A 15,489-nucleotide genomic window follows, 5' to 3' on the forward strand; every position below is an offset into this window, starting at 1 on the left:
GCTAAACCTCCGGGGTTGTGGCAAACTTGGCGGCTATAAATGCCGGGATCGTCGTGATGGGCTGGTGCAGCCGCGGCGCGATGGAATAAAGCGTTGCCAGTTTGATGCCCGCTGGACGGAATCGAACGACTTAAAATGTGGTACGACGGTACCAATATCTTCTGCCTGACAGATTTAGAGGAACGACCGTGCATAACGTCGTCATCAGCGGCACTGGCCTGTACACCCCGGCCAACAGCATCTCCAACGAAGAGCTGGTGCAGTCTTTCAATACCTACGTGCAGCAGTTCAACACTGACAATGCCGCCGCCATCGAGCGCGGTGAAGTGCAGGCCTTGACCGAGTCGAGCGCGGCCTTTATCGAGAAGGCGTCGGGCATCAAAAGCCGCTTTGTCATGGACAAGGACGGCATTCTTGACCCGCAACGCATGGCCCCGCGCTTGCCCGAGCGCAGCAATGACGAGTGGTCGGTACTCTGTCAGATGGCGATCGGCGCCGCCGAACAAGCCCTGCAACGCGCAGGCAAGACCGCTGCCGATATTGACGGCGTGATTGTCGCTTGTTCCAACCTGCAGCGCGCCTACCCGGCGATTGCCATCGAAGTCCAGGAAGCCCTGGGCATCGAGGGGTTCGGTTTTGACATGAACGTGGCCTGCTCATCGGCGACCTTCGGCATCCAAAACGCCGCCAACAGCATTCAGTTGGGCCAGGCGCGGGCGATTTTGATGGTTAACCCGGAAGTCTGCACCGGCCACCTGAATTTTCGCGACCGCGACAGCCATTTTATCTTTGGTGATGCCGCCACGGCGGTGATCCTCGAGCGCGCCGACTTGGCGACCTCCGAGCATCAGTTCGACGTGGTGAGCACCAAGCTGCTGACCAAGTTCTCGAACAACATCCGTAATAACTTCGGCTTCCTCAACCGCACAGCGCCAGAAGGCATCGGCGCGCCCGACAAGCTGTTCGTGCAGGAAGGCCGTAAAGTCTTCCGTGATGTCTGCCCGATGGTCGCTGAATTGATCGGCACGCACCTTGCGCAAAACCAGCTGAACGTCAGCGATGTGAAGCGCTTTTGGCTGCACCAGGCCAACCTGAGCATGAACCACCTGATCGTTAAAAAACTGCTCGGCCGCGAAGCCACGGTGGAAGAAGCCCCGGTGATTCTGGACACGTACGCCAATACCAGCTCGGCCGGCTCGGTGATTGCGTTCCATACCTATCAGGATGACTTGCCCAAGGGCGCTGTAGCGGTGCTCAGCTCGTTTGGCGCGGGTTACTCGATCGGCAGCGTTATCTTGCGCAAGCGCTGATCTCGCACAGGGCTTTCCCTTTCAATATTGAGGTTTTACATGGCGGCAGCAGACGATACGCACCTGCTTGAACGCCTGCTAAAGGGTGAGCAGCGGGCCTACAAGGAAATGGTCACGACCTACCAAAGCGCGATGCGGGCGGTGGCCTATGCCATCGTCGGCCAGCGCCACGCCGATGAAGTGGTTCAAGACGCTTGGCTTTCGGTGGTGCGCAACCTTTCCAGGTTCGAAGGGCGTTCAAGCCTTAAAACCTGGCTGCTGACCATCACCGCCAATTCCGCCAAGGGCCGCTACAAAAAGAATCGTCGTGAAGTATTGCTCGACGATTTGCCCTCGCCTCACGGCACGCTCGGGGATGATCGCTTCGTTGCCGACGATGGCCACTGGGCCGTCGCCCCGTATGCCTGGCACCAAGACACGCCGGAAGCGTTGCTGACCGAAGAAGAGCTGCGTAAATGCCTGGAGCATACGTTGCTGAGTTTGTCGGAGCTGCAAAGCAGTGTGCTGGTCTTGCGTGAACGCCAGGGCCTGGAATTGGAAGACATTTGTAATCTTCTGACGCTCTCGCTCTCCAATGTGCGTGTGCTGTTGCATCGAGCACGGCTTAAAGTCTTTGCCACGGTGGAACATTTTGAGGAAACGGGCGAATGTTGACCTGTAAAGAACAAGTGGCACGTTCCAGTGACTATCTCGATGGGCAATTGACCTTTCGCGAGCGTCTGCTGGTACGCCATCATTTGATGTTTTGCCGTAACTGTCGGCGATTCATCCGCCAGATGCGCCTGCTGCAGGCGACGTTGAAGATCATGCCGGACGCGCCGGTAGAGGATGCTGATGCGGTGGCTGACCGGCTGGTGGCCGAGCGCCTGAAAGATAGGTAAAGCGGCAAGCGGCAAGCCGCAAGCCTCAAGCTTGAAGCTTGAAGCTTGAAGCTTGAAGCTTGAAGCTTGAGACTTGAGACTTGCCGCTGCTTTTCCTAGAACTTGGCTTCAGCATCCAGCTGCAGGGTGTTGGTGTTGGCATCACGCTGAGTGCGGCTGGCGAAGTCAGCCTTGGTCAGGAAGTACGTGGCGCCAAGGGCGAAGTTCTTGTCGATGTCGTAGCTGACCTTCATCTTGTGGCCACGCGAACCGGTCGTGCCGTTGGCGAAGTCCGAGTCGGTGAAGGCGCCAACCACTGCGTTACGTTGCGTATCGCGGTAGTTGTAGTCCAGGTTGAAACCAAACACTTTGGACTTGGCGCCCAGCAACCAGGCAGTGTCCTGATCGGTGGAAGCGTCGTTGTTTTTCACGTACTGGCCGTAGAACGCCAGTGGCACGGCCAGGCCGCCGATGTCTGCCTGGGCAAAACCTTCGTACAGACGGAACTGTTCGTTGGCCGAGTTACCGTTGACCGCCAGTGCGCAAGGCGAGGAGGTCGTGGTGCAAGTGCTGTCCTTGTCGTTCTGGTAGGCGTAAACGCTGCCGCCCAGAGTCATCTTCAGGTTATCGGTAACCGAGAAACGCGTCCCCAACTGGCCGGCAGTCAGGCGCAGGTCGTGACGAAACTGCACGCCGTCGCCGTCGACGTTGTCCTTGAGGTTGTAGTTACCAATGCTGCCGAACAGCTCGGCGCTGCTACCCAGCGGGTATTTGTAGGTGAGTGCCAGACCTTCCGGGTTGATGTCGCTATCCCAGATTACGTCGCCCATGTTGACCCACGGTTGCAGCATTTTGCCGCCGATCACGTGCAGGTTTTTGATCTGGGTCGGGTGGTAGTCGATATAGCCGAGGTCCAGCCAGATCGACTTCTTGTCGAAGTAGTTGTCCTGGTCCTGGTTGGTGGAACGGGCATCGTCGCTGCTGCCGGTGGCAACACGGATGCCGGTGTCGACCTGCGAGTTGATCTCGGTATAGGCACCCAGGCGGGCACGGATGCGCTGACGGTCCTTGTCGCGGCCACCGTTGTTGGATTCGCCCTGGATCTTCACGGTTTCCTGACGGAAGCGCACGTCACCCTTGAACTGAGTCTTGGCGGCCCAAGCCAGCTTCTGGTCAAACACGCTCAGGTCGTTAGTTTTTTTCGCGGTGGCCGCGATCTGCTCGTTGGTCTCTTGTTGAGCTTGCTGTGCGATCTGCTTTTCCTTTTGATCTTTGGCCAATTCGCTTTGCAGTTCGGTGTACTGCGCAGCGGTAATTTGGCCATTGGCCTTGAGCATGTCGAGCAATTTAGCGTCGACTGCAGCGCTGGCCGGAACGCTGAGGGCCAGCAACAGGCCGCCGCACAGGACCGCCGCAGTTTTAGTGGAAGCAAGACGCATATCAATCTCCGAAAGTGAGGAGGGATGGCAAACCATCCAGGACACAACCGACCGATGACGGACGGAAAAATAGCCGCTTGCTATAACCAAGCGCTCTAAAAACTGGCGCCAGTATCACTATCGTTTATGACGGGGGAGTGGCAAAGTGATGTCATCTAGATGACAAAATATTTAGAAATGAACTATCCGTATCGAGCCTTGTCCTGCGATTTCAAGGTGTGCTAAGTGCGTCGATCGGCGATACTCGCAAGGCTTTCACGCCCTGAAGTAGTGAGGATGCCGATGCCGTTGCAACGCCTGAACAGCCTGTCCGAAATCGCCCCGCAGGATTGGGACGCCCTGGTGCCGCAGGCCCAACCCTTTGTTCGGCATGCGTTCTTGAGCGCGCTCGAAGACAGCGCCAGCCTGAGCCCGCAATCGGGTTGGCAGCCTGAGCATTTGCTGCATTGGGAGGGCGCGCGCCTGGTGGCGGCACTGCCCAGTTACCGCAAATGGCATTCCTACGGCGAGTACGTGTTTGATCACGGTTGGGCGGATGCGTGTAACCGCGCAGGCATTGATTACTACCCCAAGTTGCTGACGGCAGTGCCGTTCAGCCCGGTCAGCGGGCCGCGATTGCTGGCGAGAAGTGCCGAGGACGGTTTTGAACTGCTGAACAGCCTGCCGGGCTATTTGGAAATCGAAGGCCTCTCCAGTGCCCACATCAACTTCACCGACCCGTTGGCCGACGCAGCACTGGCGGTGCTGCCTGGGTGGTTGCAGCGTTTGGGTTGCCAGTTTCATTGGCAAAATCGCGGCTACCGCGACTTCCAGGATTTTCTCGACGCCTTGAGTTCGCGCAAGCGCAAACAGATGCGCAAAGAGCGCGAGCAGGTGGCCGGGCAGGGCATTGAGTTCGAATGGTTACACGGCCATGAGTTAAGCGAAGCGCAGTGGGATTTTGTCTACGCCTGCTACGCCAACACCTACGCAGTGCGCCGCCAGTCGCCCTACTTGACCCGTGCGTTTTTCAGCCTGCTGGCCGAGCGCATGCCCGAAGCCATTCGCGTGGTACTGGCCAAACAAGGTTCACGCCCGGTGGCGATGGCGTTCAGCCTGATCGGTGGCGACAGCTTCTACGGTCGTTATTGGGGTTGCCTGGCAGAGTTCGACCGTCTGCATTTCGAAACCTGCTTCTACCAAGGCATGGACTACGCCATCGCCAACGGCCTGCAACGCTTCGACGCGGGTGCGCAGGGCGAGCACAAATTGATTCGTGGGTTTGAACCGGTGATTACCCGCTCGTGGCATTACTTGCGCCATCCGGGTTTGAAAAATGCAGTGGAGGATTTTCTGACGCAAGAGCGGGTGGGGATTTTGGCCTACGCCGAAGAGGCAAGGGCAGCCCTGCCTTATCGGCAGGGCTGAACAGGGGCCTCTTGGGTCCTGGCAGTGTGCCTTCAGTCGATACCGACGAACCCGCCGGTCTGGTGCTGCCACAACCGGGCATACAGCCCGCCATGGGCGATCAGCTCAGCGTGGCTGCCGGTCTCGGCAATCTGGCCTTTCTCAAGCACCACCAGCCTGTCCATCCGCGCGATGGTCGACAAACGGTGCGCAATCGCGATCACCGTCTTGCCCTGCATCAGGGTTTCCAGGCTTTCCTGAATCGCGGCCTCGACTTCCGAGTCCAGTGCGGAGGTGGCCTCGTCCATGATCAGAATCGGCGCATCCTTGAGCAGCACGCGGGCGATGGCAATACGCTGACGTTGCCCACCCGAGAGTTTCACCCCGCGTTCACCGACATGCGCATCCAGCCCGGTACGCCCTTCAGCGTCCGACAGCAGCGGGATGAATTCATCGGCGCGGGCCTTCTGAATGGCGGCCATCAGTTCTTCGTCGGTAGCGTCCGGCTTGCCATACAACAAGTTGTCGCGGATTGAACGATGCAGCAGCGAGGTGTCTTGGGTGATCATGCCGATCTGTTCGCGCAGGGTCTCCTGGGCCACCTCGGCGATATTCTGGCCGTCAATCAAGATGCGCCCGCCTTGCAGGTCGTACAGGCGCAGCAGCAGGTTGACCATGGTTGACTTGCCGGCACCGGACGGGCCGATCAGGCCGATTTTTTCACCGGCCCTGATCTCAAGGTTCAAGCCGCCAATGATCCCGCTCTGCTTGCCGTAGTGGAAATCCACCTGCTCGAAGCGCACTTCGCCCCGCGGCACGTTCAAGCGCGGCGCGTTGTCGCGGTCAGTCACCGCCAGCGGCTGGGCGATGGTTTTCAGGCCGTCCTGGACCATGCCGATGTTTTCGAAAATACCGTTGACCACCCACATGATCCAGCCGGACATGTTGACGATACGAATCACCAGGCCGGTAGCCAGCGCGATGGCGCCCACCGAAATCAGCGACTGCGTCCACAGCCACAGCGCAAGCCCGGTGGTGGTGACAATCAGCAGGCCGTTCATGCTGGTGATCACGATGTCCATGCTGGTAACCACACGGCTGGCCAACTGGGTTTTTTCGGTCTGCTCGATGATCGCTTCCTTGGCGTACTCCTGCTCGGATTGGGTGTGCGCAAAGAGCTTCAAGGTGGTGATGTTGGTGTAGCCGTCAACGATGCGGCCCATCAGTTTGGAGCGCGCTTCGGAGGAAATCACCGAGCGTTCTTTTACCCGGGGCACGAAGTAACGCAACGCCAGGCTGTAGCAGATGATCCAGGTCACCAGCGGAATCATCAGCCGCCAGTCGGCATCGGCAAACAGCACCAGCGAGCTGATCGCGTAGATTGCCACGTGCCAGATCGCATCCACCGCCGCCACTGCGGAGTCGCGCAGGGAGTTGCCGGTTTGCATGATGCGCTGGGCGATGCGCCCGGCGAAGTCGTTCTGGAAGAAATTCAGGCTCTGCTTCAGCACATAGCTGTGGTTTTGCCAGCGGATCAGGCTGGTCATGCCGGGGCTGATGGTCTGGTGCACCAGCAGGTCATGCAGGGCGCCGAAGATCGGGCGCAGCAGCAGGGCGACCACGGCCATCCAGATCAGCTCGGTGCTGTGAACCTGAAAAAAGTCAGCGGGCGGTGTGCCCTGGGCCAGGTCGATGATGCGGCTCAAGTAACTGAACAGCGCCACTTCGATCAGCGCGCCGATCAGGCCAACCACCAGCAAGGCGGCGAAGTGCGGCCACACCTGGCGCAGGTAGTAGAGATAGAAGGGCAGGACTTGGTCGGGAGGAGCGGCGCTCGGCGCGTCGCGGAAAATATCGATCAGTTGTTCGAAACGGCGATAGAGCATTAGGGTTGACGCCCGCCTGGCGGGCTCTCCTGTTTAAATGCGCGCGGCGCCTTGTGGGCACCGCGCGAAAACTACCTGCAGACCTCAGTCGATGCGCTTGGCCGACTTGATCAGAACAGGATCGATAGGCACGTTCTGCATGCCTTGCTTGGTGGTGGTCTGCGAGTTGACGATGATGTCGACCACGTCCATGCCCTTGACCACTTTAGCGAACACGGCGTAACCGGCGTCACGGCCCGGGTCGAGGAACGCATTGTCGGCCACGTTGATGAAGAATTGGCTGGTCGCCGAGTTCGGGTCATTCGTGCGTGCCATCGACAAGGTGCCACGCACGTTATGCAGGCCGTTGCTGGCTTCGTTCTTGATGGGCGCATCGGTCGGCTTCTGCGACATCTGCGTAGTGAACCCGCCGCCCTGAACCATGAAGCCCGGAATTACGCGGTGAAAAATCGTGTTGGTGTAAAAGCCTTTGTCAACATAGGCCAGGAAGTTCTTGGTACTGATCGGCGCCTTGACCGGGTCCAGTTCGATTTCGATGTCACCATTGGTGGTGCTGATCAGCACATGAGGTGCCTTGACGGGCTCGGCGGCCATCAGGTTCGCAGCGAACAGCACGGAGCCGGCAAAGAAGGCGATTTTTTTCAACATGGGTCAGTGATCCTGGGTAGTGGTTTCGACTGTCTTTAGAAAATCGAGCAAGGTAGCGTTAAAGACTTCGGGTTGATCCAAGGGCGTGGCATGGCGGGATTCTCGATCACCACCAGTCGCGCATCGGGTAGCAGTTTTACATAGATTTGTTTCTTCGCCACGGAGGTGTCGTCGTGGTCGGCGCTGATGACCAGCGTTGGACCGGTAATTTTCGACAGACGTTCCTGCACAGCCCAGCCCACAACCTGCATGCTGCAGCGTTCGCGCGGTTTGCCGGAGCGCCCGTGGCCGCGCACATCCACAAGGATCAGCGGGCTGCCGTGGCCATATTCCGCATAATGCAGGCTGCAGCCTTGATGATCGAACCAGGCCATGCATGAACTCCGTTTCAGGCCTGCCGGGGAGCGGCGAAGGGCGCGTCCAGTGGGGCGGTGTCAAAGGTGCGCAGCAATTCCACGAGAATCTGCGTGGCGGGCCCCAGCGGTTTGTCTTTGTTTGAATACAGATAGAACGTGGGGTGGCGGCTGCCGCCCTGTTCCAAGGGTAGCTGCTTGAGCAGACCTTCGGCGAGTTCGCGCTCGATCATGTGCCTTGGCAGCCAGGCGAAGCCCAGGCCGCTGCCGACAAAGGTGGCGGCGGTGGCCAGGCTGCCAACGGTCCAGCGTTGCTCGGCGCCGAGCCAGCCAACGTCGCGTGGCTGTTGGCGCCCCGAGTCGCGGATCACCACCTGCATCTGGCTTTCCAGGTCCTGAAAGCTCAATTCGCGGTTCATGCGGTGCAACGCGTGGTCGGGATGGGCCACGGCGATGAATTCGACGTCGCTCATTTCCGTGCCCAGGTAACCTGGAATGCTGAAACCACTGATCGCTAAATCTGCCACGCCTTCGATCAACAGCTCTTCGACGCCCGACAGTACTTCTTCGCGCAACCGTACGCGGCAACCACGGCTCTGCGGCATAAACGCGGTGAGCGCACGCACCAGCCGCGCGTTCGGGTACGCCGCGTCCACTACCAGCCGCACTTCGGCCTCCCAGCCTTGTTCCATATGGTGGGCAAGATCTTCCAACTGGCTGGCGTTTTTGACCAGTTGCCGTGAGCGGCGCAACAGCACTTCACCGGCCTCGGTGAGCACTGCCTTGCGCCCGTCGATGCGCAGCAGCGGCACGCCGAGTTGGTCTTGCATACGCGCCACGGTGTAACTCACTGAGGATTGTGAACGGTGCAGCGCTTCAGCGGCTTGGGCGAAGCCGCCATGGTCGACCACCGCTTGCAGCGTGCGCCATTGATCGAGGGTAACGCGGGGCGCTTTCAAGATGAGCTCCTCTTGTCCTAAGCTGGCGGTCCCTATTGGAGACTGCCGAATGAGAAAATTCTGTTGTGTGTTGCTGGCGCTGCTGCCAATGACGGCATTTGCGTACCCCATCGACGTGACTAAAAAGATCGACGGCGTGCAAGTGGATTACAGCGCCTCCGACGTGGACGGTGACATCAGTTCGATCCGCTTAAACAATTACGGCACCAACGATGCTGTGTGTTCGGTAACCTTCACCAACGGCCCGGAATCGCCACGTACTCGCAAAGTCACGGTTGCGGCGGGTAAAAGCACCAACACCACGGTCAAGTTCACCCGCGCCATTATCAAGATGCGTATCGCCTTGGCGTGCGCTCCGAAGTAAGGCGGCAAGCGGGGCATGCTCACAGCCATACTGCGCTTATAAACAAATTTATGGATGGGTTGTAGCAGTTTTTTGCGCTTTTTTATCGAATGAGCCCTGGTTAATCTTTTCTCCATCGCCTTACAGCAATTACAGATGGAGCCTACGTAGCCATGTCTAATGTTCTGATCATCGAAAGCAGCGCCCGCCAGCAGGATTCGATCTCCCGCCAACTGACCCAACAGTTCATCAGCCAATGGCAGGTTGCGCACCCCGCGGATCAGATCAGCGTGCGTGACGTGGCGCTTAACCCAGTGCCGCACTTGGACGCCAACTTGCTCGGCGGCTGGATGAAACCTGCCGACCAGCGCAACGAAATCGAACAGGCTTCCCTGGACCGCTCCAACCAATTGACCGACGAATTGCTCGCCGCCGACGTGCTGGTCATGGCCGCCCCGATGTACAACTTCGCCATCCCCAGCACCCTCAAAGCCTGGCTCGACCACGTGTTGCGCGCCGGCGTGACCTTTAAATACACCGCCACTGGCCCTCAGGGTTTGCTCACCGGTAAGCGCGCCATCGTGCTGACCGCGCGCGGCGGCCTCCACACCGGCGCCAGCTCCGATCACCAGGAACCTTACTTGCGCCAGGTGATGGCGTTTATCGGGATTCACGACGTCACCTTCATTCATGCCGAAGGCGTGAACCTGAGCGGCGACTTCCAGGAAAAGGGCATCAACCACGCCAAAGCGCTGCTTGCCCAGCTCGTTGCGTGAGCCACTTAATCGTTTAATCGTCACATAATCGTGCGGTGTTTATATCGCCCCACGCAAACCCTTCAAGTACGCGTATCGAACCTCCCTTTGCACTTGTTGCTCCTGAGTGCTCTCGCCCGACTGCCGCTATAGCGAGGTCGGGTTTTTTTTGCGCCGAGTTTCGTGACGTGCCGAAAACCTTTAATGTGCCGCCCATTCGAAATGAGGCGCGCATGGGCTATCTACTGGTTGTCACCCTGATTCAGGCATTTTCCTTCAGCTTGATCGGCGAATACCTCGCCGGTCACGTCGACAGCTACTTTGCAGTGCTGGTGCGCGTGGTGCTGGCTGGGCTGGTATTTATCCCGCTGACGCGCTGGCGCGCGGTAGAACCGGCGTTCATGCGCGGCATGCTGCTGATCGGCGCGCTGCAATTCGGCGTGACCTACGTGTGCCTGTACCTGAGCTTTCGTGTGCTGACGGTGCCGGAAGTGCTGCTTTTTACGATCCTCACGCCCCTGCACGTTACCCTGATCGAAGACGCGCTCAACCGGCGTTTCAACCCTTGGGCGCTGATCGCCGCGCTGGTGGCGGTAGGCGGCGCGGCGGTGATTCGGTTCGACCAGATCACACCGCACTTTTTGATGGGTTTTTTGCTGCTGCAACTGGCCAACTTCACCTACGCCTGCGGGCAGGTAATGTACAAACATTTGGTGGCACGCTACCCGACTGACCTGCCGCATTACCGGCGCTTCGGTTATTTTTACGTGGGCGCCCTGATCGTGGTGTTACCGGCATTTTTGATGTTCGGCAAAACCAATTTTCTGCCCGAAGCGCCACTGCAATGGGGCGTGTTAGTGTTTCTTGGGTTGGTCAGCACGGCGCTGGGCATGTACTGGTGGAACAAGGGCGCGTGCCTGGTCAATGGCGGCACCCTCGCGGTGATGAACAACCTGCATGTGCCGGTCGGGCTGTTGCTGAATTTGCTGATCTGGAACCAGCACGAGCCGCTGGGCAGGTTGGCCCTGGGCGGTTTGGTGATTCTGGGGGCGGTGTGGATCAGCCGGTTGGGCCTGCGTAACGCGCCTGCCCACCGCTGAAGCCATCCAACCCCGCTCCCACAGGGAAGATGCGCTTTTATGTTGGATGCTGGTCCGGCGCAGGCAAATGACTGGCGCCCAACACCGCCGGCAACATCCCGGCCCTTAAATCATTGCCACTCGGCTGCTGATACAAACTCAAGCCAAACTCCGGCAGCACCGCCAGTAAATAATCGAAAATATCCCCTTGGATCCGCTCGTAATCGGCCCACGCCGTGGTGCGGGTGAAGCAGTAGATTTCCAGCGGCACGCCTTGGGCGGTGGTTTGCATCTGGCGCACCATGCAGGTCATGTTCGGCTGAATGTCGGGGTGGCTTTTCAGATACGCCAAGGCGTAGGCGCGAAAGGTGCCGAGGTTGGTCATGCGGCGGCGGTTGGCCGACAGTTGCGCGCTGTTGCCCTGGGCATCGTTCCAGGCCTTGAGTTCGGCCTGCTTGCGGCTGACGTAATCGGTGAGCAGGTGCACTTGGGTCATGCGCACCTCCTCGTCGTCATGCAGGAAGCGCACGCCGCTGGCGTCTATATACAGGCTGCGCTTGATGCGGCGCCCGCCGGACGCCTGCATGCCGCGCCAGTTTTTGAACGACTCGGACATCAGGCGCCAGGTCGGGATAGAGACGATGGTCTTGTCAAAGTTCTGCACCTTGACCGTGTGCAGGGTGATGTCCACTACATCGCCGTCGGCACCGACCTGCGGCATTTCTATCCAGTCGCCAACCCGCAGCATGTCGTTGCTGGTCAGTTGTACGCTGGCGACGAATGACAACATTGTGTCCTTGTAGACCAACAAGATTACTGCCGACATCGCACCCAGGCCCGATAGCAGCAACAGCGGCGAGCGGTCGATCAGGGTGGCGACGATAATGATCGCGGCAAACACGAACAGCACCATCTTCGCCAGCTGCACGTAGCCCTTGATCGATCGCGTGCGAGCGTGTTCGGTGCGCGCGTAGATGTCCAGCAGGGCGTTGAGCAGGGCGCTCACGGCCAGCGTCATGAACAGGATGGTGAACGCCAGCGCGACATTGCCGATAAACAGCGTAGCGGTCTTGCCCAGGGCGGGCACCAGGTACAGGCCGAACTGAATCACCAGCGACGGCGTCATCTGCGCCAGGCGGTGGAAGACTTTGTTGTGCCGAAGGTCATTCAGCCAGTGCAGCGCCGGTTGGCGACCGAGCAATTTGACGGCATGCAGAATGAGGTAGCGCGCGACCCTTCCAAGCACCAGGGCCACGACCAGTAACACCAGCAAACCCAGGCTGGAATGCAGCAGCGGGTGCTGGTCGAGGGCGCCCCAAAGGTCTTGAACGTTGAGCCAGAGCTGTTTGATATCCATGGATGAAACCGATTCTTCTGTAAGACAACACGGGCCGATTAGAGCATTTAAGTGTGAGGAAGTTGGTTGCGCGGACAAATGTCTTAACAAAAAAGCAGCTGATTAGCGCCGTTCGCGTAAAGAAACTCGGTTTGGACGCCCGAAACCGTTACCCTATGCAGCTGATATTTTGTATTTCTTCGAGGTAGCACCCGTGTTTTCCCAATTCGCCCTGCACGAACGCCTGCTCAAAGCCGTGGCCGAGCTTAAATTTGTCGAGCCTACGCCGGTGCAAGCAGCGGCCATCCCGCTCGCGCTCGAGGGGCGTGACCTACGGGTGACGGCTCAAACCGGGAGTGGCAAAACCGCCGCTTTCGTTCTGCCGATTCTGAACCGCCTGATCGGCCCGGCCAAAGTTCGGGTCAGCATCAAAACCCTGATCCTGTTGCCAACCCGTGAGCTGGCCCAGCAGACCTTGAAGGAAGTGGAGCGCTTCTCGCAGTTCACCTTCATCAAGTCCGGCCTGATCACTGGCGGCGAAGACTTCAAGGTCCAGGCCGCCATGCTGCGCAAGGTGCCGGATATTCTGATCGGCACGCCAGGCCGCATGATCGAGCAACTCAACGCCGGCAACCTCGACCTCAAGGAAGTCGAAGTGCTGGTGCTCGACGAAGCCGACCGCATGCTCGACATGGGGTTTGCCGACGACGTGCAACGCCTTGTCGCTGAATGTGTGAACCGCCAGCAGACCATGTTGTTCTCCGCCACCACCGGCGGCTCGACCCTGCGTGACATGGTCGCCAAGGTGCTGAATAACCCGGAGCACTTGCAGGTCAACAACGTCAGCGACCTGAATGCGACCACGCGTCAGCAGATCGTGGCCGCCGACCACAATGTGCACAAAGAACAAATCCTCAACTGGCTGTTGGCCAACGAGACCTATCAGAAGGCCATCGTGTTCACCAACACCCGCGCTGCGGCTGACCGTATTTATGGTCGTCTGGTGGCACAGGACTACAAAGCGTTCGTGCTGCACGGCGAGAAAGACCAGAAGGACCGCAAGCTGGCCATCGACCGCCTCAAGGCTGGCGGCGTGAAGATTCTGGTTGCCACCGACGTTGCCGCGCGCGGCCTGGACGTGGATGGCCTGGACATGGTCATCAACTTCGACATGCCACGCAGCGGCGATGAATACGTGCACCGTATCGGCCGCACCGGGCGTGCCGGTAACGATGGCTTGGCGATCTCGCTGATCTGCCATGGCGACTGGAACCTGATGTCGAGTATCGAACGCTACTTGAAGCAGTCGTTCGAGCGCCGCACCATCAAGGAAGTCAAAGGCACTTACACCGGGCCGAAGAAGGTCAAGGCTTCGGGCAAGGCCGTTGGCGTGAAGAAGAAAAAAGTCGACGGCAAAGGCGACAAGAAGAAAGCCGGTGCCAAGTCGCCGACCAAGCGCAAGATCGCCAACCGGCCGAAGACCGACAACCTGTCGCTCGTGAGCAAGGACGGCATGGCGCCGCTCAAGCGTCGCAAGCCAGAAGCGCCGGCTGCCGAGTAACGGTGGTTTGATATGAAAAAACCGGACAATGTCCGGTTTTTTTATGGGCAATATTTGCGCCTTCGTCTGATCGACTGAACGGCGAGAAGTGCAGCCTGTCCACCGCTTGAGGGGCTATTTTTCCATCGGCCCACAGGAGGAATCAGGATGACGACTTATAACTGGGATTTGATCGAACGGTTGCTGCATGAAGTGCAGAACGGCGAGGGCAGCTTTGCCCCGCGCAAATATGCTGAACAGGAAGCCGCGGAGAAGGCCACGGCGGGCGAATCCATCGGTAACCTGGACACACTGAAAAAGACCGCTGCCGATTATGAGGCGCTGCTGCTCAAGCGCGGGTTTATCGAGTCGCGGCCGGAAGAAGAGGGCGGCAACGGTGAAAACTTCATCCTGACCCCGCGCGGCTCGCAATTGCTGTCGCTGATTGACAGTTCGATTCCCGGTAACGACCACCCGCGCCAGGTGCTGGATGAGCAGGCCGATGCACTGGAACCGGCGACGTTTGATCAACTGGCGTCGAAGGCTGCGATTGCCTGATTTTGCCAATCAAAAGCGGGAAAAGCCGACTCAATCTCACCAGCAGAACACAGTCAAAATGTGGGAGCGGGCTTGCTCGCGATTGCGGTGTGTCAGGTAAGTAAATGTCAACCGACCCACTGCACTCGCGAGCAAGCCCGCTCCCACCAATGTGCTCCTAAAAAAATCAGCTATTGTTGGCGGCCTTGAGGCATTTCAGGGCCTTGAAGTCGCTGCGCACGCTGTCAATCTTCTGCGTCAGTTTCAAGCGTTGCTGCGCGGTGCTCTCGGCCATCAGGTCGACGATCAGACCGCGTGCCGCCGTTTCCGTTTGGGCGTACGCAGCGCGGTAGTCCGGTGTCCACAGGCTTTCGCGATCAACCAGTAATTGCTCGATTTTTTGCGCGAAGTCGGCGCTCTGGCGTTGCTGCACAGCGGCGATAAACTGCGCCTGCCAGTGCGCGCGGTTGCCAATCCACGCGGTGTTCTGGTCACCCAAGGCGATGGACCACGCGGTGACCCGGTTCTGTTGGCTGGCACTCAGCGGGCCTATCCACGCATCCAGGCGCTTGCTCATACGCTCGGCGCGTTCCTTGATCTGTTGGGCGAGGGGCGGCTTGAGGTATTCGTCCTGGCGCTTGCGCAGGTCTTTGGCCAAGGCTTCATTCATCTCCTTGACCTGCTGATCATCCAGGCCTTGCAGCAGTTGAGTAGCCGAGGGCGTAATCTCCCGCGCGACGTCGGCAATCGCCTGTTTGGCTTCGACGGTGCGGGCTTGCAGGGCGGCGTCGGTGACCTGGTTGTTGTCGACCATCTGTTGCAGGCGGTCGAGCCAGTCCAGGTAGCCCGGCAGTTGCGTGGTGCAATGCCAGGCCAGGTGCTCCTTGAGTTTTTCGTTGAACCAGCTCTTTTGCCCGGCATTCATGTCCAGGTAGTCGTTGAGGGTCCAGGGAATAATCACATCCAGATTGCGGTAGGCCAGACCCACGCGATTGCAGCCGGCGAGCACCAGGCTCAGGGTCATGAGTACCAGCAGAAGTTTGAGCCGACGCAGCATG

Annotated in this window: 15 protein-coding genes and 1 pseudogene; 9 read left to right on the forward strand and 7 right to left on the reverse strand. The window is 58.9% G+C overall.

Annotated elements, in window-relative coordinates; all coding sequences use genetic code 11:
• The first annotated feature begins 188 nt into the window (after nucleotides 1-188).
• Genes ACOZK9_RS06810 through ACOZK9_RS06820 form a run of 3 tightly spaced genes read left to right on the forward strand, consistent with a single transcriptional unit; the run spans nucleotide 189 to nucleotide 2,191 of the window.
• Nucleotides 189-1,310, forward strand: coding sequence for a beta-ketoacyl-ACP synthase III (locus ACOZK9_RS06810; RefSeq protein ID WP_099240564.1), 1,122 nt, complete (start codon nucleotides 189-191; stop codon nucleotides 1,308-1,310).
• 39 nt (nucleotides 1,311-1,349) lie between these two features.
• Nucleotides 1,350-1,964, forward strand: a complete 615-nt coding sequence (locus ACOZK9_RS06815) for an RNA polymerase sigma factor (protein ID WP_058412212.1) — start codon at nucleotides 1,350-1,352, stop codon at nucleotides 1,962-1,964.
• Nucleotides 1,958-2,191, forward strand: a complete 234-nt coding sequence (locus ACOZK9_RS06820) for a zf-HC2 domain-containing protein (protein WP_058412211.1) — start codon at nucleotides 1,958-1,960, stop codon at nucleotides 2,189-2,191. Before ACOZK9_RS06815 ends, ACOZK9_RS06820 begins: the two co-directional genes overlap by 7 nt.
• Before the next feature lie 95 nt (nucleotides 2,192-2,286).
• Here the strand turns inward: ACOZK9_RS06820 and ACOZK9_RS06825 are convergent, their stop codons facing one another.
• Nucleotides 2,287-3,609, reverse strand: coding sequence for a putative porin (locus ACOZK9_RS06825; RefSeq protein WP_058412210.1), 1,323 nt, complete (start codon nucleotides 3,607-3,609; stop codon nucleotides 2,287-2,289).
• A gap of 282 nt (nucleotides 3,610-3,891) precedes the next feature.
• On the opposite strand from ACOZK9_RS06825, the gene ACOZK9_RS06830 reads away from it, so the two are divergent.
• Nucleotides 3,892-5,016, forward strand: coding sequence for a GNAT family N-acetyltransferase (locus ACOZK9_RS06830; protein WP_421555494.1), 1,125 nt, complete (start codon nucleotides 3,892-3,894; stop codon nucleotides 5,014-5,016).
• 32 nt (nucleotides 5,017-5,048) lie between these two features.
• On the opposite strand, the gene ACOZK9_RS06835 is transcribed toward ACOZK9_RS06830, so the two are convergent.
• From ACOZK9_RS06835 to ACOZK9_RS06850, 4 genes and pseudogenes are all read right to left on the reverse strand, one after another.
• Nucleotides 5,049-6,881, reverse strand: coding sequence for an ABC transporter ATP-binding protein (locus ACOZK9_RS06835; RefSeq protein WP_421555495.1), 1,833 nt, complete (start codon nucleotides 6,879-6,881; stop codon nucleotides 5,049-5,051).
• 84 nt (nucleotides 6,882-6,965) lie between these two features.
• Nucleotides 6,966-7,529, reverse strand: a complete 564-nt coding sequence (locus tag ACOZK9_RS06840) for a peptidylprolyl isomerase (RefSeq protein WP_058412208.1) — start codon at nucleotides 7,527-7,529, stop codon at nucleotides 6,966-6,968.
• Nucleotides 7,530-7,532: 3 nt separating this feature from the next.
• A pseudogene (locus tag ACOZK9_RS06845) lies at nucleotides 7,533-7,903 on the reverse strand (alpha/beta fold hydrolase).
• Nucleotides 7,904-7,917: 14 nt separating this feature from the next.
• Nucleotides 7,918-8,841 (reverse strand): PA3225 family LysR-type transcriptional regulator, encoded by a 924-nt coding sequence (locus ACOZK9_RS06850; protein ID WP_058412206.1) that lies wholly within the window; start codon nucleotides 8,839-8,841, stop codon nucleotides 7,918-7,920.
• A 49-nt stretch (nucleotides 8,842-8,890) separates the two neighbouring features.
• Here ACOZK9_RS06850 and ACOZK9_RS06855 point away from each other — a divergent pair, with 49 nt between their 5' ends.
• The 3 genes from ACOZK9_RS06855 (at nucleotide 8,891) to ACOZK9_RS06865 (ending at nucleotide 11,039) form a co-directional block, all read left to right on the forward strand.
• Nucleotides 8,891-9,205: a hypothetical protein gene (locus tag ACOZK9_RS06855; protein ID WP_058412205.1), complete on the forward strand. Its 315-nt coding sequence runs from the start codon at nucleotides 8,891-8,893 to the stop codon at nucleotides 9,203-9,205.
• A gap of 152 nt (nucleotides 9,206-9,357) precedes the next feature.
• Nucleotides 9,358-9,960, forward strand: coding sequence for an FMN-dependent NADH-azoreductase (locus tag ACOZK9_RS06860; protein WP_058412204.1), 603 nt, complete (start codon nucleotides 9,358-9,360; stop codon nucleotides 9,958-9,960).
• A 212-nt stretch (nucleotides 9,961-10,172) separates the two neighbouring features.
• Nucleotides 10,173-11,039 (forward strand): carboxylate/amino acid/amine transporter, encoded by an 867-nt coding sequence (locus ACOZK9_RS06865; protein WP_058412203.1) that lies wholly within the window; start codon nucleotides 10,173-10,175, stop codon nucleotides 11,037-11,039.
• 37 nt (nucleotides 11,040-11,076) lie between these two features.
• Here the strand turns inward: ACOZK9_RS06865 and ACOZK9_RS06870 are convergent, their stop codons facing one another.
• Entirely contained in the window at nucleotides 11,077-12,375 is a 1,299-nt protein-coding gene (locus ACOZK9_RS06870; RefSeq protein WP_152749808.1) for a mechanosensitive ion channel family protein, read from the reverse strand.
• Between the two features lie 193 nt (nucleotides 12,376-12,568).
• On the opposite strand from ACOZK9_RS06870, the gene ACOZK9_RS06875 reads away from it, so the two are divergent.
• Nucleotides 12,569-13,915: a DEAD/DEAH box helicase gene (locus ACOZK9_RS06875; RefSeq protein WP_058412184.1), complete on the forward strand. Its 1,347-nt coding sequence runs from the start codon at nucleotides 12,569-12,571 to the stop codon at nucleotides 13,913-13,915.
• Nucleotides 13,916-14,062: 147 nt separating this feature from the next.
• Nucleotides 14,063-14,452 (forward strand): transcriptional regulator, encoded by a 390-nt coding sequence (locus ACOZK9_RS06880; RefSeq protein ID WP_152749804.1) that lies wholly within the window; start codon nucleotides 14,063-14,065, stop codon nucleotides 14,450-14,452.
• A gap of 166 nt (nucleotides 14,453-14,618) precedes the next feature.
• Here ACOZK9_RS06880 and ACOZK9_RS06885 read toward each other — a convergent pair whose 3' ends face one another.
• Nucleotides 14,619-15,488 (reverse strand): DUF6279 family lipoprotein, encoded by an 870-nt coding sequence (locus ACOZK9_RS06885; RefSeq protein WP_058412182.1) that lies wholly within the window; start codon nucleotides 15,486-15,488, stop codon nucleotides 14,619-14,621.
• Nucleotide 15,489: the final 1 nt, after the last annotated feature.

The organism is Pseudomonas kitaguniensis (assembly GCF_049199985.1).
GTDB classification, from domain to species: domain Bacteria; phylum Pseudomonadota; class Gammaproteobacteria; order Pseudomonadales; family Pseudomonadaceae; genus Aquipseudomonas; species Aquipseudomonas kitaguniensis.